The sequence below is a fragment of the Agromyces arachidis genome, assembly GCF_052805135.1.
Window position 1 is genome coordinate 127203 of record NZ_JBRBDK010000003.1, and the last position, 21162, is coordinate 148364.

At 71.5% G+C, this 21162-nt stretch carries 23 protein-coding genes; 4 read left to right on the top strand and 19 right to left on the bottom strand.

The features are described 5' to 3' along the window. Positions 1-17: 17 nt before the first annotated feature. Complete coding sequence (locus ACUY4T_RS05520) at positions 18-791, bottom strand: metal ABC transporter ATP-binding protein (RefSeq protein WP_446017912.1); 774 nt, start codon at positions 789-791, stop codon at positions 18-20. 4 nt (positions 792-795) lie between these two features. After that, the gene (locus ACUY4T_RS05525) at positions 796-1872 is read right to left on the bottom strand and encodes a metal ABC transporter substrate-binding protein (protein ID WP_446017913.1); all 1077 of its coding nucleotides are present in this window, start codon (positions 1870-1872) and stop codon (positions 796-798) included. A gap of 123 nt (positions 1873-1995) precedes the next feature. On the opposite strand from ACUY4T_RS05525, the gene ACUY4T_RS05530 reads away from it, so the two are divergent. Next, positions 1996-2493 (top strand): GNAT family N-acetyltransferase, encoded by a 498-nt coding sequence (locus ACUY4T_RS05530; protein WP_446017914.1) that lies wholly within the window; start codon positions 1996-1998, stop codon positions 2491-2493. A gap of 6 nt (positions 2494-2499) precedes the next feature. Here the strand turns inward: ACUY4T_RS05530 and ACUY4T_RS05535 are convergent, their stop codons facing one another. The 4 genes from ACUY4T_RS05535 to ACUY4T_RS05550 form a co-directional block, all read right to left on the bottom strand. Next, positions 2500-3891: a dihydrolipoamide acetyltransferase family protein gene (locus ACUY4T_RS05535; RefSeq protein WP_446017915.1), complete on the bottom strand. Its 1392-nt coding sequence runs from the start codon at positions 3889-3891 to the stop codon at positions 2500-2502. Positions 3892-3921: 30 nt separating this feature from the next. Further along, entirely contained in the window at positions 3922-4881 is a 960-nt protein-coding gene (locus ACUY4T_RS05540; protein WP_446018133.1) for an alpha-ketoacid dehydrogenase subunit beta, read from the bottom strand. A 98-nt stretch (positions 4882-4979) separates the two neighbouring features. Then, a complete protein-coding gene (locus ACUY4T_RS05545; protein WP_446017916.1) occupies positions 4980-6113 on the bottom strand; it encodes a thiamine pyrophosphate-dependent dehydrogenase E1 component subunit alpha in 1134 nt (377 codons plus the stop codon). 16 nt (positions 6114-6129) lie between these two features. Continuing rightward, positions 6130-7239, bottom strand: a complete 1110-nt coding sequence (locus tag ACUY4T_RS05550; RefSeq protein ID WP_446017917.1) for a histidinol-phosphate transaminase — start codon at positions 7237-7239, stop codon at positions 6130-6132. Positions 7240-7291: 52 nt separating this feature from the next. Between ACUY4T_RS05550 and ACUY4T_RS05555 the strand changes: the two genes are divergently transcribed. Further along, positions 7292-7672, top strand: coding sequence for a phage holin family protein (locus tag ACUY4T_RS05555; RefSeq protein WP_446017918.1), 381 nt, complete (start codon positions 7292-7294; stop codon positions 7670-7672). On the opposite strand, the gene ACUY4T_RS05560 is transcribed toward ACUY4T_RS05555, so the two are convergent. Continuing rightward, positions 7641-9152: an alpha/beta hydrolase family protein gene (locus ACUY4T_RS05560; RefSeq protein WP_446017919.1), complete on the bottom strand. Its 1512-nt coding sequence runs from the start codon at positions 9150-9152 to the stop codon at positions 7641-7643. The two genes, ACUY4T_RS05555 and ACUY4T_RS05560, sit on opposite strands and share 32 nt — an antisense overlap. Continuing rightward, positions 9149-9454, bottom strand: coding sequence for a hypothetical protein (locus tag ACUY4T_RS05565; protein WP_446017920.1), 306 nt, complete (start codon positions 9452-9454; stop codon positions 9149-9151). Before ACUY4T_RS05565 ends, ACUY4T_RS05560 begins: the two co-directional genes overlap by 4 nt. 132 nt (positions 9455-9586) lie before the next feature. Between ACUY4T_RS05565 and ACUY4T_RS05570 the strand changes: the two genes are divergently transcribed. After that, entirely contained in the window at positions 9587-10123 is a 537-nt protein-coding gene (locus ACUY4T_RS05570) for a low molecular weight protein-tyrosine-phosphatase (protein ID WP_446017921.1), read from the top strand. Beyond that, positions 10120-11505, top strand: coding sequence for an adenylosuccinate lyase (gene purB, locus ACUY4T_RS05575; protein ID WP_446017922.1), 1386 nt, complete (start codon positions 10120-10122; stop codon positions 11503-11505). Before ACUY4T_RS05570 ends, purB begins: the two co-directional genes overlap by 4 nt. Before the next feature lie 48 nt (positions 11506-11553). Here purB and ACUY4T_RS05580 read toward each other — a convergent pair whose 3' ends face one another. The 11 genes from ACUY4T_RS05580 to rpsF form a co-directional block, all read right to left on the bottom strand. Beyond that, positions 11554-11841: a hypothetical protein gene (locus tag ACUY4T_RS05580; protein WP_446017923.1), complete on the bottom strand. Its 288-nt coding sequence runs from the start codon at positions 11839-11841 to the stop codon at positions 11554-11556. Continuing rightward, entirely contained in the window at positions 11838-12443 is a 606-nt protein-coding gene (locus ACUY4T_RS05585; RefSeq protein ID WP_446017924.1) for a DUF308 domain-containing protein, read from the bottom strand. Before ACUY4T_RS05585 ends, ACUY4T_RS05580 begins: the two co-directional genes overlap by 4 nt. A 95-nt stretch (positions 12444-12538) precedes the next feature. Next, positions 12539-13951: a Re/Si-specific NAD(P)(+) transhydrogenase subunit beta gene (gene pntB, locus ACUY4T_RS05590; protein ID WP_446017925.1), complete on the bottom strand. Its 1413-nt coding sequence runs from the start codon at positions 13949-13951 to the stop codon at positions 12539-12541. Positions 13952-13990: 39 nt separating this feature from the next. Further along, on the bottom strand, positions 13991-15553 hold the full coding sequence (locus ACUY4T_RS05595) for a Re/Si-specific NAD(P)(+) transhydrogenase subunit alpha (protein ID WP_446017926.1): 1563 nt from the start codon (positions 15551-15553) through the stop codon (positions 13991-13993). 264 nt (positions 15554-15817) lie between these two features. Then, on the bottom strand, positions 15818-16978 hold the full coding sequence (locus ACUY4T_RS05600) for an aminotransferase class I/II-fold pyridoxal phosphate-dependent enzyme (RefSeq protein ID WP_446017927.1): 1161 nt from the start codon (positions 16976-16978) through the stop codon (positions 15818-15820). Between the two features lie 61 nt (positions 16979-17039). Continuing rightward, complete coding sequence (locus ACUY4T_RS05605; protein WP_446017928.1) at positions 17040-17429, bottom strand: cupin domain-containing protein; 390 nt, start codon at positions 17427-17429, stop codon at positions 17040-17042. Between the two features lie 20 nt (positions 17430-17449). Continuing rightward, positions 17450-18823 (bottom strand): replicative DNA helicase, encoded by a 1374-nt coding sequence (dnaB, locus tag ACUY4T_RS05610; protein WP_446017929.1) that lies wholly within the window; start codon positions 18821-18823, stop codon positions 17450-17452. Between the two features lie 537 nt (positions 18824-19360). Further along, the gene (gene rplI, locus ACUY4T_RS05615) at positions 19361-19813 is read right to left on the bottom strand and encodes a 50S ribosomal protein L9 (protein ID WP_446017930.1); all 453 of its coding nucleotides are present in this window, start codon (positions 19811-19813) and stop codon (positions 19361-19363) included. Positions 19814-19824: 11 nt separating this feature from the next. Then, a complete protein-coding gene (rpsR, locus tag ACUY4T_RS05620) occupies positions 19825-20085 on the bottom strand; it encodes a 30S ribosomal protein S18 (RefSeq protein WP_067947514.1) in 261 nt (86 codons plus the stop codon). Positions 20086-20158: 73 nt separating this feature from the next. Continuing rightward, entirely contained in the window at positions 20159-20677 is a 519-nt protein-coding gene (locus ACUY4T_RS05625) for a single-stranded DNA-binding protein (protein WP_446017931.1), read from the bottom strand. A 5-nt stretch (positions 20678-20682) separates the two neighbouring features. Beyond that, on the bottom strand, positions 20683-21066 hold the full coding sequence (gene rpsF, locus ACUY4T_RS05630; RefSeq protein ID WP_067947518.1) for a 30S ribosomal protein S6: 384 nt from the start codon (positions 21064-21066) through the stop codon (positions 20683-20685). Positions 21067-21162 lie beyond the last annotated feature (96 nt).

Consider the following 21162-nt stretch of genomic DNA (forward strand, 5'->3'; position numbering starts at 1 on the left):
CCATTCCCCGACCGGCATCAATGGCCCTCGTGACCCGGGACGATGAGCGTGTGCTCGTCGATCTCGACCTCGACGCCCTCGAAGCAGCGCTGCACGTTCTCGAGCGTGAGCACCTCGTCGACGCGACCGCAGCCGACCTGCTCGCCGTTCACCAGGAGGGCGACGTCGCAGACGGTCCGGGCGAGCTCGAGGTCGTGCGTCGACACGATGATGGCGACCCCGCGCGCCTTGAGCGTGCGGAGCGTGTCGACGAGCGCGTCGCGATTGGTCTGGTCGAGGCCGTTGAACGGCTCGTCGAGCAGCAGCAGGCGCGGCTCGGCGGCGAGTGCGCGGGCGAGGAACCCGCGCTGGCGCTGGCCGCCCGACAGTTCGCCGAAGCGGCGGTGCGCGAGCGCGGCGAGGCCCACGGTCTCGAGGGCCTCGCGGACGGCCTCGCGATCGCGCCGGCCCGGCCATCGCAGCAGGCCGAGACGGCGGTACCGCCCCTGCATCACGACCTGCGAGAGGCTGATCGGGAAGTCGGCGTCGACGTCGACGGACTGCGGCAGGAAGCCGATCATGCCGTCAGCGGCATCCACTCCCCCGGCGAACCGCATCTCGCCGTCGACGAGCGGCACCAGGCCGAGGATGCCGCGGAGCATCGTCGACTTGCCGGCGCCGTTCGGCCCGATGACCGCCACGGCCTCCCCCGGCCGGACGCGGAAACGCAGGCCCGCGACGCCGGCGCCGCCGGGGTGCCGGAATGCCGCGCCCCGCATGGCGAGCACGGGCTCGGCGGCCGCATCGGTCATGTCGTCATCCTCCCAGCACGTCCGGCAGCGCGGAAGGCTCGACGCCCCACGACTCGAGGATCAGCCGTGCGTTGTGCACCTGGCTCCCGAGGTAGGTCTCCCCCGCGCTCCCGGGCTGGCCGAGCGAGTCGCCGTACAGGGCGTCGTCGCCGGAGTAGACCGCAACGCCCGCCTCGGAGGCGATGGTCTCGGCGGTCTTCGGCGAGATCGACGCCTCGGAGAAGACCGCGCTCACGCCCGTGGCCCGGATTCGATCGACGAGCGCGTCGATCTCGGCGGCACTCGGCTCGGCGTTGTCGTCGAAGCTCGGGATGACGCTGCCGACGAAGGTGACGTCGTAGGCGTCGAGGAAGTACGTGAAGGCGTCGTGGTTCGTCACGAGCAGGCGCTCGTCGACCGGGACCTGCTCGACGTTCTCGTGGATCCACGCGTCGAGCGCGTCGATCCGGCCGACGTAGTCCGCCTCGGCGTCGCGGATGGCGCCGGCGTCGACGCCGTCGAGTCCGGCGAGACCGTCGGCGATGTTCGCGACCATCTCGGCCGCGAGGTGCGGGTCGGTCCAGATGTGCGGGTTGCCGTCCTCATGGGCGTGCTCGTCGTCGGCGTGCTCGTCCGCCGCGCCGTCGTCGTGGCCGTCATCGGCGTGCTCGTCGTCCGCGTGCTCGTCGTCGGCGTGCTCGTCGTCGGCGTGCAGCTCATCGGTCGCGAGCAGCTCGATCCCGGTGCTCGCGTCGATGAGCTCGCCGTCGAAGCCGGACGCCTCGATGGCGTCGTCGATCCAGCTCTCGAGGCCGCCGCCGTTGACGACGAGCGCATCGGCCTCGCCGAGCGCGAGCAACTGGGCCGCCGACGGGTCGAACGAGTGGGCGCTCTGCCCGGGCGTCAGCAGCGCGGTCACCTCGACGGCCGCTCCCCCGACCTCGCGGGTGAAGTCGGCGACCTGGGTGGTCGTCGCGACGACCCGCGGCAGGCCGTCGTCGGTGGCGTCGCCGCCGGTCGCGCAGCCCGCCAGCAGCGTCGCGGAGGCGACCGCGAGCGCAGGTGCGAGCAGGCGGGAACGTCGGACGGCGTCTCGGTGCATGGGTCGAGCGTACTTCTTATTGATAATGATTGTCAACACCATCTGGGTCGCATCCACTGCCATGTGACGCCGTGCTGTGGACAGCGTTCTCCGATATCGGCGGTCCATGCAAGAGTGTCAGCCGTGGAAATCGCCACGACCCGAATCACCCTGCACGCGTTCACGCTCTCCGACGCCGAACGACTGCTCGCCGGCGACGTCGACCCGCTCGACGGCTGGGAGGGCGGCTACTCGTTCACCGACGAGCCCGAGCTCCTCGCCGAGTACGTGCGCGCCGTGCGACGCTCCGGCGACCCCGCGCCGTTCGGGCCGTACCTCGTGCGGCGCGCCGACGGGGGCGCCCACGACGGCGCCGCCATCGGCGGCATCAACCTCTTCGGCCCGCCCGACGAACGAGGCGCGGTGGAGTTCGGGTTCGGCCTGGTCCCGGCCGTGCGCGGAGAGGGCCTGTCGCACGACGTCGTCACCGAGGCGGTCGAGCTGATCCGCTCGACCGGCGCGGCGATCGCGCGCGCGGAGTGCGAGATCGCCAACCTGCCCGCTCGCCGCGCGCTCGAGCAGGTCGGACTGTCCGAGGTCTCCCGCAGCGACGACTCGGTCGCCTTCGAGATCCGCCTCTGACCGGGTTCACTCCAGGAGGAGCGCCGGCTCCTCGATGATCGAGGCGACGTCGGCGAGGAACCTGCTCGCCACGTCGCCGTCGACCACGCGGTGGTCGAACGAGCCGCCGATCGTCGTGACGTAGCGGGGGCGCACCTCGCCGTCGACGACCCACGGCTTCTGCTTGATGGTGCCGAGGGCGACGATCGCCACCTCGCCGGTGTTCAGGATCGGCGTGCCCGTGTCCATCCCGAAGACGCCGATGTTCGTGATCGTGATCGTGCCGCCCTGCATCTCGGCCGGTTGCGTCTTGCCCTCCCGCGCCGTGAGCGTCAGTTGCTCGAGCGCCGCGGCGAGCTCGACCATCGACATGGCCTGCGCCTCCTTGACGTTGGGCACGATCAGCCCCCGCGGCGTGGCCGCGGCGACGCCGAGGTTCACGAAGTGCTTCACGATGATCTCGTCGTCGGTCCACTGCGCGTTCACGGTCGGGTTGCGCCGCGCCGCCCAGATCATCGCCTTCGCCATGATCAGCAGCGGCGAGACCTTCACGCCGGCGAAGTCCGGGGAGGCCTTCAGGCGCTTGACGAACTCCATGGTGCGCGTCGCGTCCACGTCGACGAACACCGATACATGCGGTGCGGAGTATGCACTCTGCACCATCGTCTGGGCGATCGCCTTCCGCACCCCCTTCACCGGGATGCGGGTCTCTCGATCGGTCGGCGCCTCGGGCGTCTGGATGTTGCGGAAGACGCTCGCCTGCTGCGCCTCGCGGATCACGTCGTCGCGGGTCACGTCGCCGATCGGTCCGGTCGGTGCGACGCGCGACAGGTCGACGCCGAGATCCTTCGCCAGCTTGCGGATCGGCGGCTTGGCGATGACCGGGACCCCGGCGTCGTACCGCTCCGCCGGACGCGGAGATTCGGCGATGACCTGGGGTTCTGCAGCGATCTGGACCGCCTGGGCGGCGGCGGGCGGAGCCGGCGGCGCCGGGGGCGGCGGCGCGAGGTGCTCATGTGCGCCGCCGGGCGACGGATGGCGGCGGCGGCGGCTGCCGGTGGGCCCGCTGCTGCCGTGGCCGACGAGGACCGCCCCGCCCGCGTCATCCGCGGCGGGGGAGGCGGACGGCTCGGCGGGCGCAGCCTCCGGTGCCGGGGCAGCGGACATTCCGCCAGCGGCATCCGTCCGGATCACGAGGATGGGCGTGCCCACGTCGACGGTGCGCCCCTCCTCGACGAGGAGCTCGGCGACCGTGCCCTCGAACGCGCTCGGGAGCTCGACGAGGGACTTGGCCGTCTCGATCTCGACGAAGACCTGGTCGAGCGCGATGCGATCGCCGGGGGCGACGCGCCACTGGACGATCTCGGCCTCCGTCAGGCCCTCGCCCACGTCGGGAAGCGGGAACCGGATCTCGCTCATGGTGCTCCTCGGGTGTCTCGTCGTGGGCGGTCAGTAGGCCATCGAGCGGTCGACGGCCTCGAGCACGCGATCGGCGCTCGGGAGGTACTCGGTCTCGAGCGCGGCGGGCGGGAACGGGGCGTCGAACGCGGAGACGCGCAGCACGGGGGCCTCCAGCGAGTAGAAGGCGCGCTCGGCGACGGTCGCGGCGATCTCGGAGCCGACGCTCACGAAGCCGTAGGCCTCCTGCGCGACCACGAGCCGACCGGTGCGGTGCACCGAGTCGAGGATCGGGCCGTAGTCGATGGGGGAGAGGGACCGGACGTCGATCACCTCGAGGCTGCGACCCTCCTCGGCCGCGATGTCGGCCGCCTGCAGCAGCGTCGACACCATCGCGCCGTGGCCGACGACGGTGACGTCGTCGCCCTTGCGGATGACGCGGCTCGCGTGGAGCGGCAGGCCGGAGTGGTCGTGGTCGACCGGGCCCTTGCCCCAGTACCGGCTCTTCGGTTCGAAGAAGAGCACGGGGTCGTTGGAGGCGATCGCCTCCTGGATCATCCAGTACGCGTCGTGCGGCGACGACGGCGCGACCACGCGCAGGCCCGGCGTGTGCGCGAAGTACGCCTCGGGGCTCTCCTGGTGGTGCTCGATCGAGCCGATGTGCCCGCCGTAGGGCACGCGGATGACGACCGGCATCGACAGCGCGCCGTCGTGACGGAGGGTCAGGCGGCTGAGCTGGCTCGTGATCTGGTCGAACGCGGGGAAGATGAACCCGTCGAACTGGATCTCGACCACGGGCCGGTACCCGCGCATCGCGAGGCCGATCGCCGTGCCGACGATGCCGGACTCGGCGAGCGGGGTGTCGAGCACGCGCCGTTCGCCGAACTCGGCGAGCAGCCCCTCGGTGACGCGGAACACGCCGCCGAGCCGCCCGATGTCCTCGCCCATGAGGAGCACCTTGGCATCGGCGCGCATCGCCTCGCGGAGCCCGGCGGTGATCGCCTTGGCCATCGACAGCGTGTGCACGCCGCGGACACCGCCCGGCGCGGCATCCGTCGTCGCCTCCGAGGGCACCTGGGCCGCGGGGGAGCCGGGGACGGTCTCGACGCTCACTGTGCCTCTCCCTCGAACGAGTTCTCGTACGCCTCGAGCCAGGCGGCCTGCGCCTCGACCAGCGGGTGCGGTTCGCTGTACACGTGCTCGAAGATCGCCGATCGCGGGGGAGCGGCCGCATCGAGCGCGCGCCGTCGCAGGTCCGCGGCGACGTCGCCGGCCTCCTCGTCGACCTCGTCGAAGAAGGCGGATGCCGCGCCGCGGCCCTCGAGCCACGTGCGGTAGCGCGTGATGGGGTCGCGGGCGGTCCAGTACGCGACCTCGTCGTCGGTCCGGTACTTCGTCGGGTCGTCGGCGGTGGTGTGCGCGCCCATGCGATAGGTGACGGCCTCGATGAAGCTCGGTCCCTCGCCCGCGCGGGCGTCCTCCATGGCCTGCCGCGTGACGGCGTAGCTGACCAGCACGTCGTTGCCGTCGATGCGGATGCCGGGCATGCCGAACCCGCCGCCGCGCAGCGAGAGGGGGCTGCGCGACTGCCGCGAGACGGGGACCGAGATCGCCCACTGGTTGTTCTGCACGAAGAAGACCTGCGGCGTCCGGTAGCTGCTCGCGAACACCAGCGCCTCGCTCGCATCGCCCTGCGAGGTCGAGCCGTCGCCGTAGTAGACCAGCACCGCGGCATCCGAGTCGGGGTCGCCCGTCGCCGTGGCGCCGTCGAACTGCAGCCCCATGGCGTACCCCGTGGCGTGGAGGGTCTGCGACGCGAGCACCAGCGTGTACAGGTGGAAGTTCCCGTTGTCCGCCGGGTTCCAGCCGCCGAGGGTGACGCCGCGGAGCAGCTTGACGATGTCGACCGGGTCGAGACCCCGGATCATGCCCACGACGTGCTCGCGGTAGGACGGGAAGATGTGGTCCTGTGGGCGGGCGGCACGGGCGGACCCGACCTGGGCGGCCTCCTGCCCGTGGCTCGGCACCCAGAGGGCGAGCTGGCCCTGCCGCTGCAGGTTGGCCCCGGTCACGTCGATGCGCCGCGAGACGGCCATGTCGCGGTAGAACTGCTCGAGCGCGGCATCCGGCAGGGCGTCGACCAGCTCGAGGTACGGCTCGGCCTCGGCCGTCGGCCGGAGCTCGCCCTCGGGCGTGAGGAGCTGGAGCGTCGGCGCGGTGAACTCGCGGGAGGGGGCTGTCACCGTTCCACGGTACCCGCTACCCGGAGACCCCTTCTTGTGAAGGACCGACAAGCTCACCCAGAACCCTTAGGAGCAGGTCGACAGACTCCTCCTCGCCGACCGAGACGCGGATGCCGTCGCCGGGGAACGCGCGGGCGACGATCCCGGCGTCGAAGAGCCGTTCCGCGACCTCGACCGTGCGGTCGCCGGTGGGCAGCCACACGAAGTTGCCCTGCGCCTCGGGGATCGCCCAGCCCTGCGCGACGAGCGCCTCGCGCAGCGCGTCGCGGCGCCGGGCGAGCACGTCCACGCGACGCAGCAGCTCGGCCTCGGCGTCGGGCGCCATCGCGGCGATCGCACCCGCGGTCGCGACCGCGGTGACGCCGAGCGGGATCGCCGTCGCCCGGGCGGCATCGAGGATGCCGACGGGGCCGATCGCGTAGCCGACGCGGACGCCGGCGAGCCCGTACGCCTTCGAGAACGTCCGGAGGATCACGAGGTTGGGGTACCGGCCGATCAGGGAGCTGCCGTCGACCGCGGCGTCGTCGCGCACGAACTCGGCGTAGGCCTCGTCGAGGACGACGAGCCGATCCGCCGGCACGCGGGCCATGAACCGCTCGAACTCGTCGGCCGACACGGCGACGCCGGTGGGGTTGTTGGGGGAGCAGACGATGACCACCCTGGTCCGGTCGGTGACCGCGGCGGCCATGGCGTCGAGGTCGTGGCCGTGGTCGCCGCGATTGGGCACCTGGACACTGGTCGCACCCGCCACCGTGACCAGGCCGGGGTAGGCCTCGAAGGACCGCCACGAGTAGACGACCTCGTCGCCCGGCGCCGCGGCGGCGAGCACGAACTGCGCGAGCAGCGAGACCGAGCCCGCGCCCACGAGCACCTCGTCGGCCGAGACGCCGAAGCGCTCCGCGAGACGCTCGCGCAGGGCGAGCGCGGTGGCGTCGGGGTACCGGTTCACGTCGGCGGCCGCCGCGGCGATGGCCTGCTCGACCGCCGGTACGGGCCCCCAGGGGTTCTCGTTGCTCGAGAGCTTGAAGCCGTCGGCCGGGGCGGGTCGCCCCTGGCGATAGGGCGGAAGCGCGGCGATCTCGGGTCGCAGGCGCACGGGGGTGGTCGTGGGCTCCGATGCGGTCACGGATTCCACCGTACCCCTTCGATCCGGTCGCGCCCGCTGCCATAGTTGAGGGATGCGCTTCATTCTGAAGGTCGTCGTCTCTGCGTTCGCGCTGTGGCTCACGACGCTGATCGTCTCCGGCGTGCGGGTGGTGCCCTACGAGGACGGCGATCTCCCGACGGTCCTGACCTACCTGCTGATCGCCCTGATCTTCGGCATCGTCAACGCGACGATCGGCACCCTGATCCGCATCGTCGCGTTCCCCCTCTACGTGCTCACGCTGGGCCTCATCTCGTTCATCGTCAACGGTCTGCTGCTGCTGATCGTCGACTGGCTGAGCGGGCTCATGGGCTTCGGGCTCGAGGTCGACGGCTTCTGGTGGGGCGTGCTCGCCGCACTGGTCCTGGGACTGATCAGCTGGCTCATCGGCCTGGTCGTCCGCCCGAGGGAGTGAGGTCGGCCGGCACGCGCTCGGCGTGCCAATAGGTCGTCTGCGCGGAGCCTCCGACGGCGACCCCGTCGAGGACGCGCCCGAACGCGGCCACGCTCGGATGCTCCGACTCGTCGATGAGGCGGGCGGTGCCGCGGTACTCGACGAGCGCGTGCGCCGGCAGCGGGTCCTCGCGCGTGGGCGCCGCGGTCGTGATGCCGCGCTCGACGACCAGGCGGCCGTCGGACGCGACGCCCCGCCCGCCGAGCGCGGGCACGAGGTCCTCCGAGTGGACCACCGAGAGCACGGGAGTGTCGGCGGTCGGCACCTGCGCCACCGGACCGCCGAGGCTGACCGCCCCGACCACCTCGAGGTCGGGATCGGCGGCGAGGTTCGCGGCGACGATGCCGCCGGCGGAGTGCCCCACGACGAGCACCGGGTCTCCGGCCGCGACGCCCGCCGAGGCCATCGCCGCCCGGACCGCGCGCTCGGCCGCTCCCGAGTCGCCGGACAGCCCGACCAGCGCGGCCCGTTCCGAGGCGTCGGCCACGACATGCAGGTTGGACGTGGTGTCGTAGGGCTCCGAGCCCGGCACGGCTCCGAAGTCGACCGTGCCGCTCGAGTACACGATCCAGGAGGGCCCGTCGCGACCGTCGTAGCGCTCGATGCGGATCTGCGCGCCACCCGGTGACGGCGACGGGATGCGGTCGGCGAGATCGCCGATGCCGCGCGGCGGCGTGCTCGCGTGCGCCGCCGGCCCGAGCGGCGACACCGCCGAGACCGGTGTCACCCGCGCCACGCGCACCTCGGTCTCGCGCAGCGCTCCGGCCCCCGTCAGCCACCCGAGGGCGGCCGCCGACGCGACCAGGAGCGCGGCGCCCTCCGGGGCGTCGATGCCCGGGCCGAGGCCGAAGAGGCCGCCCGACCGGAGAAGGCCCGCCACGAACTCGTCGGCCGAGTCGACGGACGCGCGGACGAGGTCGACGAACGCCGGGTCGGACAGGATCGGCAGCCCGTGCCGCTCGACGAGCGCGAGGAGCGCGGCGGACGTCGCCTCGCGCCCGGCGACGGCCCCGGCCAGCGCCACCCCCGGCGCGAGGAGGGCCGCCGAGGCCGCGGCCGTGAGGAGCGCCCCCGGCGCCAGCAGCCCGAGCAGGCCCGCCGCCGCGCGGGCGCCGGCATCGCCGATGAACGTCGACAGCCACTCGGCGCGGGCGTAGGCGCCGGCGCCAGCCCGCAGCGACCACGACAGCTCGGTCGCCCGCCGGCTGCCGTCGATGAAACCCGATCGTGCGGTGTCGAGGTCGAGCAGGGCACCGTGCAGCGAGCCGACGACGTCGGCGGATCCGCCGGGAAGGTCGCCGAGCCGGTCGCGGACCCCCGCCGCCCGCGCCGCCCAACCCTCGAGCAGGTGGGCGGCGGCGGCGAGCCGGGTCGCCTCGGCGAGGAGCGCCTCGGTCTCGATCGAGACGACCCCGCCGCCTCGGACGACGAGGTCGCTCACGCGGCGAGCCCGGATCGCGACCGCGCGTGCTCGGCGGCGACGACCTCCTCGGCCTCGGCGAGCAGGTGCACGGCTCCGGCCAGGGCCAGCCGGAGGTCGCGGACCCGGTCGAGGTAGTGGCGGGCGGCACCGGAGTGCCATCCGTCGACCTGCTCCAGGATGAGGCCCGGCTGCGCCCGCTCGACCTCGGCGCGCAGCACCCGCAGGACGTGCAGTTCGCGCTCGAGCGCCTCGGCTCGGGCCTGCGAGCGGGCTGCGGTCGCCGCGTCGGCGGCGGCCGGTCCGTGGGTGATGGGGAGCACGGTCCCGACTCTCCCCGCCATCCGCGCCCGTCGCGACCGCCCCGGGGCCGGACGTGCAACGCGGCCTCGGGCGAGGGGCTGGGGAGGAGCACTCGCGGCCCGCGCTTCGCGAACGGCCCCCGCTCGTCCACAATGGGAATCATGACGCCAGCGGATCCTTCCGTGGAGCCCGCGCAGCGCTTCCGTGTCTCGTTCGTCTGCACCGGCAACATCTGCCGTTCGCCCATGGCCGAGGTCGTGCTGCGCTCGCTCGCCGCGCGCTCCGGCATCGAGGACCGCATCGCGATCGAGTCCGCCGGCACGGGGGACTGGCACGTCGGCGAGCGTGCCGACGCCCGCACCGTCGCCGCCCTCGAGCGCGCCGGGTACGACGGCAGCCGGCACCGCGCCCGCCAGTTCGACCCGGCTGACTTCGCCCGGCTCGACCTCGTCGTGGCGTTCGATCGCGGCCAGTCGAGGGTGCTGCGCCACCAGGCGCGCAACCTGGCCGACGAGCACAAGGTGCGCCTGCTCCTCGAGTTCGACCCGGAACTGGCGCAGCTGCAGGACGTGCCCGACCCGTACTACAGCGACGATGCGACCTTCGATCGGGTTCTTGGGATGATAGAGCGGTCGACGTCGGCGCTGTTCCGGCAACTCGCCCCCGCACTCAGACAAGGAAACCGATGACCTCGCTGCCTCCCCAGCCGCTCAGCCCGCTCGACGGACGCTACCGTGCGGCGGTGGGCGAGCTCGGCGAGCACCTCTCCGAGGCCGGCCTGAACCGGGCCCGCGTGCACGTCGAGATCGAGTGGCTGATCGCCCAGACCGACCGCGGCTTCTTCGGCACGAGCCCGCTGACGGATGCCGCGAAGCAGTCGCTCCGCGCGGTCGTCACCGGCTTCGGCCAGGCCGACATCGACGAGCTCGCCCGGTTCGAGGCCACTACCCGTCACGACGTGAAGGCGGTGGAGTACTACGTGCGCGGCCGGCTCGACGAACTCGGGCTGGGGGAGCTCGCCGAGCTCACGCACTTCGCCTGCACGAGCGAGGACATCAACAACCTCTCGTACGCCCTGACCGTGCGCGACGCGGTCGCGCAGGTCTGGCTGCCGAAGTACAGGGCCGTGATCGCGAAGCTGATCGGCCTGGCGCAGGAGCACCGCGACGCCCCGATGCTGTCGCGCACCCACGGCCAGCCCGCGACGCCGACCACGATGGGCAAGGAGCTCGCCGTGTTCGCGCACCGGCTCGAGCGCATCCTCCGACAGGTCGAGGCGACGGAGTACCTCGGCAAGTTCTCGGGCGCGACCGGCACGTTCTCCGCCCACCTCGCCGCCGCGCCCGACGTCGACTGGCCCACGGTCTCGCGCGAGTTCGTCGAGGGCCTCGGCCTCACCTGGAACCCGCTGACGACGCAGATCGAGTCCCACGACTGGCAGGCCGAGCTCTACGGGCGCATCTCGCACGCCAACCGCGTGCTGCACAACCTCGCGACCGACATCTGGACCTACATCTCGCTCGGGTACTTCCGCCAGATCCCGGCGGCCGGCGCGACCGGCTCCTCCACGATGCCGCACAAGGTCAACCCCATCCGGTTCGAGAACGCGGAGGCGAACCTCGAGCTCTCGTCTGCCGTGCTCGACTCGCTCGCCGCGACCCTGGTCACGAGCCGCCTCCAGCGCGACCTCACCGACTCGAGCGCCCAGCGCAACATCGGCGTCGGGTTCGGGCACTCGATGCTCGCGCTCGACAACATCCTCCGCGGCCTCGGCGAGATCGACCTCGACCGCGCGCTGCTCCTCGAGGACCTCGACGGCAACTGGGAGGTGCTCGGCGAGGCGATCCAGACCGTCATCCGCGCCGAGGTCGCCGCGGGTCGCTCGTCGATCGCCGACCCCTACGCGCTGCTCAAGGAGCTCACGCGCGGCAAGCGCGTCGGCGCGACCGACCTCGCCGAGTTCGTCCGGGGCCTCGAGATCCCGGATGACGCGAAGGAGCGCCTGCTCGCGCTCACGCCCGCCGGCTACATCGGCCTCGCGGAGGAGCTCGTCGACCGCCTCGAGGCCTGAGCGGCGGCTCCGGGGGCGTTCGAGCGACCCGGACTCCGCCGGCCCTGCTCAGTGGCCGGGACCGTCCGTGGGATCCCGTCGGCCCGGGTCGCCGCCCGTGCCGTCGCCGTGTTCGCCCGGGTTCGGCTTGACCGCCATCGACAGCAGCGCGAGCACCATCAGCACGACGATGAACACGCCCCCCGCGCTGATGAGCGTCAGGTTCAGGTCGCGCGTGCCGAAGAACACGATCACGGCGGTGAAGACCGCGGCGATGGCCGCGCCGCCGACGTACTCGGCCGGTCGCAGCACCTCCCGGCGGCTCGGCCGGTAGTCGTCGCCAGGGCGATTGGTCACGAGCGCTCCGTTCCGGATGCCGCGGCGCCGGCGTCCGCCGGCTGGGCTGCGGCCCACTTCTGCGAGAACCCGCCGATCAGCAGCAGCACCCCGATGAGCACCAGGTACGCGCCGAGCAGGCCGACCGCGGTGACGGGATCGAGCGGGAGGAGGACGAACACGAGGGCGAGCGCGGCGGTCAGCGCGCCTGCGGCGATCACGTCGCGCGCCGCCGGCGAGCGGCCGCGCAGCCGGAGGCCGGCGAGGAGCTCGATGATGCCGGTGACGGCGGCCCAGACCGCCACGGAGAACGTGAATGCCCCGACACCGTTCGATGCGGTGTCGCGGAGCCCGAGGGCGACGAGGCCGGAGGCGACCGTCACGACGCCGTTGGCCGCGGCGGTCATCCGGCCGACGCGGTCGGCGACGAGCCGGAGCGACAGCGCGCCCACGACCAGGCCGGCGACGACCGCCCAGGAGCCGAACACCGTCAGGCCGAACGCGGGGGAGTGGTCCTGCGAGAACGTGATCACCGCGGCGGGCACGAGCGCGAGGGCGCCCCGCACCACCGGCACGAGCCAGGCGCGGGCGCGTTCCGGTGCGGTATCGCGGGCATCGGCCACGGCGACCTCTTTCGACGGGGGACCGTCCAATCCTATGCCGCGCTCTCTGGGCGCCCGCTTCACGACCGGTCCGCGCCCCGCCGCGCCGCGGGCGGTCACAGGGCCTTGAGGATGTCCTCCACCCGGTCCTTCGCGTCGCCGAACAGCATCTGCGCGTTGTCGCGGTAGAACAACGGGTTCGGAACGCCCGCGTACCCGCTGGCCATCGATCGCTTGAAGACGATCACGTTGTCGGCCTCCCACACGCGCAGCACCGGCATGCCGGCGATCGGGCTGCCCGGATCCTCCGCGGCAGCCGGGTTCACGGTGTCGTTCGCGCCGATGACGAGCACGACCGACGTGCCGGCGAGGTCGTCGTTGATCTCGTCCATCTCCTCGACGATGTCGTACGGCACCTTCGCCTCGGCGAGCAGCACGTTCATGTGGCCCGGGAGGCGGCCCGCGACGGGGTGGATGCCGAAGCGCACGTCGACGCCGCGCTCGCGCAGCTTCCTGGTCAGGTCGGCCACCGGGTACTGCGCCTGCGCGACGGCCATCCCGTAGCCGGGCGTGATGATCACGCTGTCGGCGGACTTCAGCAGCTCAGCGGCATCCGTCGACTGGATCTCGCGGTACTCGCCGAGGTCGGTGTCGGTCGCGGTCGGCGCCTCGATGCCGAATCCGCCCGCGATGACGGAGATGAACGAGCGGTTCATCGCCTTGCACATGATGTACGAGAGGTACGCACCCGACGAGCCCACGAGCGCGCCGGTCACGATGAGCAGGTCGTTGTTGAGCAGGAATCCCGCCGCGGCCGCGGCCCAGCCCGAGTAGCTGTTGAGCATCGAGATGACGACCGGCATGTCGCCGCCGCCGATGGAGGCGACGAGGTGCCAGCCCAGCGCGAACGCGAGCGCCGTCACGAGGATCAGCAGCCAGAGCTGCGAGTCGATGACGTACCAGACCGTCAGGCCGAGGAAGACGACGATCGCCCCGAGGTTCAGGGCGTTCTTGCCCGGCAGCACGAGCGGCGCCGACTTCATGCGCGCCGAGAGCTTCAGGAACGCCACGATCGAGCCGGTGAAGGTCACGCCGCCGATGAAGATGCCGATGAAGACCTCGGCGTGGTGGATGTCGGCCAGCGACCCCTCCAGCGCTGGCGGGTCGAGGTGGCCGTTCCAGCCGACGATCACGGCCGCGAGGCCGACGAAGCTGTGCAGCAGCGCGATCAGCTCGGGCATGCCCGTCATCTCGACGATGCGGGCCCGCCACAGGCCGATCGAGCCGCCGATCAGCACGGTGACGACGAGCAGGCCGAGGCCGAGCAGCGTGCCGGGCTCGTCCCACGCGCCCTGGAAGGTCACCCACACGGTGGCGACCAGGGCGATGGCCATGCCGGCGATGCCGTAGCCGACACCGGCTCGTGCGGTCTCGTGGCGGCTCAGGCCGGCGAGGCTGAGGATGAAGAGCAGCGCGGCGACGATGTATGCGGCGCCGGCGATGGATTCGGGGGTCAGGGTCTCAGGCAACAGGGGGCTCCTCGATGACGTCTTCGGTCGTTCCGCGGGTCAGCTGCTCGCCCGGTCGCCCTTGGCGAACATGGAGAGCATTCGCCGGGTCACCGCGAACCCGCCGAAGACGTTGATGCTGGCGATCAGGATGGCGATCGATGCGAGGACCTGCACCACGAGGACGTCGCTCGTGACCTGCACGATCGCGCCGACGATGATGATGCCCGAGATCGCGTTGGTCACGCTCATGAGCGGGGTGTGCAGCGCGTGGGCGACCTTGCTGATCACGTAGAAGCCCGCGACCACCGCGAGCACGAATACCGTGATGTGCTGCGGGAGCGGCTGGGGTGCGAAGGCGTTGAGCAGGAAGAGCCCGGCGATGCCGACGCCGATAAGCGCGGCGCGGCCGGCGGGGGAGAGCTGCCGCTTCGGCTTCGGGCCGGCGGATGCCGCGTCGTCGGCCGCCGTCGCGCCGGCGGCGGGCGGAGCCGCCGACACCTGCACGGGCGGCGGCGGCCAGGTCGTCTCGCCGTCGCGGACGACCGTGACCGACCGCTGCACGACGTCGTCGAAGTCGATCACGAGCTCGCCGTCCTTGCCCGGCGTGAGCAGCTTGACGAGGTTCACGAGGTTCGTGGCGTAGAGCTGCGACGCCTGCGTGGGCAGCCGCGAGGCGAGGTCGGTGTAGCCGAGGATGACCACGCCGTTCGGCGTGACGACCCGCTCGCCCGCGACGGACCCCTCGACGTTGCCGCCCATGCCCGCCGCCATGTCGACGACGACGCTGCCGGGCTTCATGCTCGCGACATCCGCCGCCGTGATGAGCTTCGGCGCCGGCCGGCCCGGGATCAGCGCGGTCGTGATGATGATGTCGACGTCGGCGGCCTGCTCGGAGTAGATCTCCGCGGCGCGCCGGTCGTAGGCCTCGCTCGTCGCCTTGGCGTAGCCGTCGGCCGACTCCATGACCTCGTCGACCTCGACCTTCAGGTACTCGCCGCCGATCGACTTGACCTGGTCGGCGACCTCGGGGCGCGGGTCGGTGGCGCGCACGATCGCGCCGAGGCTGGAGGCCGCGCCGATCGCGGCCAGTCCGGCGACGCCGGCGCCCGCCACGAGCACCTTCGCCGGGGGCACCTTGCCCGCGGCCGTCACCTGGCCGGTGAAGAAGCGGCCGAACTCATGGGCGGCCTCGACCACGGCGCGGTACCCGGCGATGTTCGCCATCGAGCTCAGGACGTCCATCGACTGGGCGCGCGAGATGCGCGGCACCGCGTCGAGCGCGAGTGCGGTCACGCCGCGAGCCGAGAGCGCCTCGAGCAGGTCGGGCCGGAGCGCCGGGCTCAGGAGGCTGATGAGCGTCGTGCCGGGCCGCAGCTGCGCGATCTCGGCATCCGTCGGCGCGTTCACCTTGAGCACGACGTCGCTCGCGATCGCCTCCGCGCCCGCGACGACCACGGCGCCCGCGTCGACGTAGGCGTCATCGGGGAACGACGACCGCGCTCCCGCGCCCGACTGGACGACCACCTCGTAGCCGAGTCCGACCAACTGCTTGACGGTCGCCGGCGTGGCGGCGACCCGGGTCTCCGAGCCCTGCTCGGTGACGACGCCGATGCGCGTCATTCGCTCTCCTCCTCATCGCGGCGGCCGCTCGCGTCGGGGAGGAGGCGCCGCCGGAGCGGACCCCGGTGGGGGATCCGCGGGCGGCGCCAGGCACGGCGGCACTGCTGCACGCATCACCATATGTCCCCGCATGGCCGGGACTCCACGATTCGACCGCGAACGCGGCGAAACTCCCGCGGTTCTTCCGCTGGGTGAAACCTCGGCCGCCCGTTGCCGGTGCCAGGTGCCGGTCTCCGGTCTCCGGTCTCCGGCCGGTGGAGCGTGTCAGGCCGACGCGACGAGCGCCGGCAGCGCCCGCTCGATCATCTCCATGGTCGCGGTCAGCGAGATGCGGAAATGCGCCGGCTGGTCGAACAGCGTGCCCGGCATGACGAACACGCCTCGCTCGGCGAGCGAATCGCAGAACGCCGCACCGTCCCCGCCGGGGGCTCGCCCCCACAGGTAGAACGTGCCCTCGGGCTTCGTCAGCGAGTACCCCGCGTCGTGCATCGCGCCGTACATGCGATCCCGCTTGCGGGTGAGCTCGGCCAGGTCGATCGAGACGTGCTCGAGTTCCGGGACCGAGTACTGCATGATCGCGTCCGGGAACCCCCAGCCGATCGCGAGCTGCAACGGCATGCACGCCTCTCGCAGCTCGGTCCGGTGGGCCGGCTCGAGCAGCGGCGAGATCGCGAGGTACCCCAGCCGTTGCCCGGGAGCGAGCAGCACCTTGCCGTAGCTGTAGTCGATCAACGTCCAGGGGTAGGAGCCCGCGGGGCTGGCGAAGCCGATGCCGTCGAAGCGGATGCGGCGGTACGGCTCGTCCGACAGCAGCCAGATGCGGCGGCCGTGGCGACGGGACGCCTCCTCGAGCACCTCCGCGAGCGCGTCCCAGGTCTCCTTCGGGTACACCCGGCCGGTCGGGTTCGACGGCGAGTTCACGATGACCACGCGCGTGCGCGGCGTGATCGCCCGCGCGATCTCGTCGACGTCGAGGCTGAAGTCGACCGGCGCGAGCGGCGCCCCGACCGGCACCAGGTTCGCCGCGTGCAGCATCGGCGCATAGCAGAACCACCCCGGCACGGGAATGACGACCTCGTCGCCGGCATCCGTCGACATCGCCAGTGCGAGCTGGATGGCTCCGAACGCCCCCTGCGTCATCGCGACGTCGTCCGGCTCGAAGTCCAGGCCCAGTTCGCGGCGGAGACCGTCCGCCACCGCCTCCTGTGCAGCGCGTTCGCTCGTCTTGTAGGCGTACCAATCCACCGACCTCGGTTCGAGCTGCGCTCGCATCGCCTCGGTGAGGCCGGCCAACGCCATCTCGTGCGGGTTGCCGAACGTGAAGTCGAGCGCGTCGGGATCGTCGGCGCCCTGGATGCTCGCGAAGAACGACGTCACCGTCGCGACCGAGTCCCTCGCCTCGGTGGCTCGTGTGGACAGGACCATGTCGACCGCCTCTCGGCTTCGTGACGGGTCGGTGCCAGCCTCTCAATCCCCGCCTGCGTCGTCAATGCGGCGCCGTCGGAACCCAGGGCCCCTCGGTCACGGTGGCCTCGCCGTCGCCGGGCCACGGCGGCATCGTGACGCACAGGAACCGAAGTGGCTCCGGGCCGGTGCACCGGTACTGGAAGGCCGTGCCCCGGGGAATGTCGATGGACACCCCGGGCACCAGCTCGGTGACCTGCTCCTCGCGGTCGTCGCGTCGCCAGATCTCGCCGCGACCGGAGAGGACGTGCCAGAACTCGTTCACCGTCGCGTGGACGGTCGCCCGATTGACCTGCCCCGGAGGCACCGTCGAGTGGATGAGGTTCCCGGTCGGTCCGGTGAGCAGATGCCGGACTTCGGCGCCGGCCGGCGAGCGGCCGTCGGGGGCGTCGGGAAGCTGACGGGCCTGCATCGGTGCTCCCTCCGCGTGCGTCAGACCTGCACCATGTCGGCGAAGCGCGAGAAGTGGCCGTGGAACGCCACGGTCACGGTGCGCGTCGGACCGTTGCGGTGCTTGGCGACGATGAGGTCGGCCTCACCGGCGCGCGGGCTGTCGCGCTCGTAGGCGGCCTCGCGGTGCAGCAGCACCACCATGTCGGCGTCCTGCTCGATCGAGCCCGATTCGCGCAGGTCGGAGAGGGCGGGCATCTTGTCGGCGCGCTGCTCGGGACCTCGGTTCAGCTGCGACAGCGCGAGCACCGGCACCTGGAGCTCCTTCGCGAGCAGCTTCAGGGCACGCGAGAACTCCGACACCTCCTGCTGGCGGCTCTCGACGCGCTTGCCGCTCGTCATGAGCTGCAGGTAGTCGATGACGACCATCTTCAGGCCCACGCGCTGCTTGAGCCGCCGGCACTTCGCGCGGATCTCGACGAGCGTCATGTTGGGGGAGTCGTCGATGTAGAGCGGTGCGTCGTTGATGCGGCCGCGCGTCGACGCGATGGTGGTCCAATCGCGGGTGTCGACGGTGCCCTTGCGCATGTTCTGCAGCGGTACGGATGCCTCGGCCGAGAGCAGTCGCATGGCGATCTCGCTGCGCCCCATCTCGAGCGAGAAGAAGATCGTCGGGAGGTCGTGGGTGATCGCGGCCGACCGGGCGAAGTCGAGCGCGAGCGTGGACTTGCCCATCGCGGGTCGGGCGGCGACGATGATCATCTGCCCGGGGTGGAAGCCGTTGGTGAGGTCGTCGAGGTCGGCGAACCCGGTGGGCACGCCGGTCATCTTGCCGTCGGTGTGCTTCGCGGCCTCGATCTCGTCGATGGCGGTGCCGATGGCGTCGGTCAGCGGGACGTAGTCCTCGCTCTCGACCGACCCGGTGACCGAGTAGATCTCGGCCTGGGCGTTGTTGACGAGCTCGACGACTTCGCCCTCGCCGGCGTAGCCCATCTGCACGATGCGGGTCCCGGCCTCGACGAGCCGGCGGAGCAGGGCGCGCTCGGCGACGATCTCGGCGTAGTACCCCGCGTTCGCCGCGGTCGGCACGAGGCTCGTGAGCGTGTGCAGGTACTCGACGCCGCCGGCCCGGTGCAGTTCGCCGGTCTTCGTCAGTTCGTCGGTGACTGCGATGACGTCGGTCGGCTCGCCGTGCGAGTACAGCGAGAGGATCGCATTGAACACGACCTCGTGCTTGGGCACGTAGAAGTCGATGCCGCGGAGCGTCTCGATGACGTCGGCGACCGCGTCCTTCGAGAGCATCATGCCGCCGAGCGTGCTCTGCTCGGCGAGGAGGTCGTGGGGCGGCGTGCGCTCCCCGCGACGCGACTCGGGGTCGTCGAGGGGGTCAGCGAGTCCCAGTTGCGCGATCGACAACGTGACGACCTCCGATTCGCTCGCTGCGGGCGTCTGCCCGACCTCTGTTCAGGACTACCAGCACCTGCCCACATGCCCGGGGCGGACCCCTGTTCCCAGGTCCCCCGGCCCGACCGGAACTCACCCTAGGCAAGGCCGCGCCGGGGGGCAAGATGGCCTGTGGATAACTCTGTGGAGAAACTGGGCGAAACGCCGTGGAAGGTGTGCACTTCACCTGTGGACAACTGTGGAAATCGTGGGAATAACATCGGATGAATTCAGGTCTGACCTGCCCTTTTCCGAATCCACACCTGTGGGGGAAAACTTTCTCGAGATTCCACGTCGGCGTATGTTGCACCTGTGCACAACGGTGGGGATAGTCCCCGAAACGTGGACTTGCGCTCACCTTCTCCGCGGGTGTACAAATCGCCCCGCGGAACACGCTGGCCGGCGGTGGGCGCGAGCGGCCGCCCGCACGCGTCGCGACCGGGTCGCGCCGCACACGACGACGCGGCGGGGGCCTTCGCCCGCCGCCGCGTCGTGCGTGAGGTTCCGCGACTACTTGGCCGCGACCACCTGCAGGGTGATCGTCGCCGAGACGTCGTCGCGGAGCTTGACGGTCGCCTCGTGGTCGCCGACCGACTTGATCGGGGTCGGGATCTCGATCTTGCGCTTGTCGACCTGGCCGAGGCCGGCGTCGGCGACCGCAGCCGCGACATCCGCCGTCTTGACCGAGCCGAACAGGCGACCGCCGAGGCCGGCCTTGACGGCCAGCTTGACCTTGGCCGACTCGAGCTTGGCCTTGAGGGCCTGCGCGTCCTCGAGGGAGTGCAGCTCGCGCGCAGCGCGCGCGGCCTTGATCTGGTCGACCTGCTTCTGGCCGCCGCGGGTCCACGGCGTGGCGAGGCCCTGGGGGACGAGGTAGTTGCGGGCGTACCCGTTCTTGACCTCGACCACGTCACCGGCGGTGCCGAGACCCGAGACCTCGTGCGTGAGGATGATCTTTGCCATTGTCGTGCTCCTTAGCGGCCGGAGCCCGAGTAGGGCAGGAGCGCCATCTCGCGCGCGTTCTTCACGGCGCGGGCGATGAGGCGCTGCTCCTGCACGGAGACACCGGTGATGCGACGGGCGCGGATCTTGCCGCGCTCCGAGATGAACTTGCGAAGGGTGGCGACATCCTTGTAGTCGATGACGCCGACCTTGACGGACTTCGCGGGGGCGGCGTTCTTCGCGCCCTTGCCGCCGCGAGGCTTGCGGCGGTCGCCGCTGCTCTTTCCAGCCATTGAACTTTCCTGTCGTGTGTGAATTCTGGGTGCGAGCGGATGCCGCGTGGCATCCGTCGCCGGCCATCAGGCCTTAGAAGGGCGTCTCGTCGCCGTAGTTGGTGCCCGGGGTGTTCCAGACGTCGCCGCCGCCCGAGGACTGCGCGGGAGCGCTGGGCGCCCACGCGTCATCCGACTGGCTGCTGCCGCCGCCGCCCCCGTAGGAGCCGCCGCCGACGCCGCGGTTGGACTGGGCGCGCGTCACGGACGCGGTGGCGTAGCGCAGGCTCGGACCGATCTCGTCGACCTCGAGCTCGATGGAGGTGCGCTTCTCGCCCTCCTTCGTCTCGTACGAACGCTGCTTGAGACGCCCGGAAGCGATGACCCGGGTTCCCTTGGTGAGCGATCCCGCGACGTGCTCGGCGAACTCGCGCCAGCAGCTCGCGCGCAGGAAGAGGGCCTCGCCGTCCTTCCACTCGTTCGCCTGGCGGTCGAACGTGCGGGGGGTCGACGCGATCGTGAAGTTCGCGACCGCGAGCCCCGACTGCGTGTAGCGCAGCTCGGGATCGGCAGTGAGGTTGCCCACCACGGTGATGATGGTCTCGCCGGCCATGAGGACTAGGCGTCCTTCTTGGCGGGGGCCTTCGCGGCGGCGGCGGCCTTCTTCGCGGCCTTCGCCTCCTCGGCCTTCTTCACGGCGGCGACCTGGGCGATCGCCTCCTCGGCACGGAGGACCTTGGTGCGCATGACGGCCTCGCTGAGGTTCAGCTGGCGGTCGAGCTCGTTGGTGGTCTTCGACTCGGCGGTGAAGTCGACGACGGCGTAGATGCCCTCCGACTTCTTGTCGATCTCGTAGGCCAGGCGACGCTTGCCCCAGATGTCGACCTTGTCGACGGTGCCGCCATCGTTGCGGATGACGTTGAGGAACTTGTCGAGGCTCGGAGCAACGGTGCGCTCGTCGATCGACGGATCGAGGATGACCATCAGCTCGTACTGGTGCATGACAGACCCACCTCCTTCGGACTCAGCGGTCACAGACGGTCTGTGACAGGAGGGTGTACATGCGTCGTACTGCGGAGGCCCGGAATCGGGCACGCA

Excerpts from the sequence above, each read along its gene's own strand:
- ACUY4T_RS05520 (WP_446017912.1), bottom strand. The coding sequence starts at position 791 with ATGACCGATGCGGCCGCCGAGCCCGTGCTCGCCATGCGGGGCGCGGCA.
- ACUY4T_RS05525 (WP_446017913.1), bottom strand. The coding sequence starts at position 1,872 with ATGCACCGAGACGCCGTCCGACGTTCCCGCCTGCTCGCACCTGCGCTC.
- ACUY4T_RS05535 (WP_446017915.1), bottom strand. The coding sequence starts at position 3,891 with ATGAGCGAGATCCGGTTCCCGCTTCCCGACGTGGGCGAGGGCCTGACG.
- ACUY4T_RS05540 (WP_446018133.1), bottom strand. The coding sequence starts at position 4,881 with ATGGCCAAGGCGATCACCGCCGGGCTCCGCGAGGCGATGCGCGCCGAT.
- ACUY4T_RS05555 (WP_446017918.1), top strand. The coding sequence starts at position 7,292 with ATGCGCTTCATTCTGAAGGTCGTCGTCTCTGCGTTCGCGCTGTGGCTC.
- ACUY4T_RS05570 (WP_446017921.1), top strand. The coding sequence starts at position 9,587 with ATGGGAATCATGACGCCAGCGGATCCTTCCGTGGAGCCCGCGCAGCGC.
- purB (WP_446017922.1), top strand. The coding sequence starts at position 10,120 with ATGACCTCGCTGCCTCCCCAGCCGCTCAGCCCGCTCGACGGACGCTAC.
- ACUY4T_RS05595 (WP_446017926.1), bottom strand. The coding sequence starts at position 15,553 with ATGACGCGCATCGGCGTCGTCACCGAGCAGGGCTCGGAGACCCGGGTC.
- ACUY4T_RS05600 (WP_446017927.1), bottom strand. The coding sequence starts at position 16,978 with ATGGTCCTGTCCACACGAGCCACCGAGGCGAGGGACTCGGTCGCGACG.
- ACUY4T_RS05605 (WP_446017928.1), bottom strand. The coding sequence starts at position 17,429 with ATGCAGGCCCGTCAGCTTCCCGACGCCCCCGACGGCCGCTCGCCGGCC.
- rplI (WP_446017930.1), bottom strand. The coding sequence starts at position 19,813 with ATGGCAAAGATCATCCTCACGCACGAGGTCTCGGGTCTCGGCACCGCC.
- rpsR (WP_067947514.1), bottom strand. The coding sequence starts at position 20,085 with ATGGCTGGAAAGAGCAGCGGCGACCGCCGCAAGCCTCGCGGCGGCAAG.
- ACUY4T_RS05625 (WP_446017931.1), bottom strand. The coding sequence starts at position 20,677 with ATGGCCGGCGAGACCATCATCACCGTGGTGGGCAACCTCACTGCCGAT.
- rpsF (WP_067947518.1), bottom strand. The coding sequence starts at position 21,066 with ATGCACCAGTACGAGCTGATGGTCATCCTCGATCCGTCGATCGACGAG.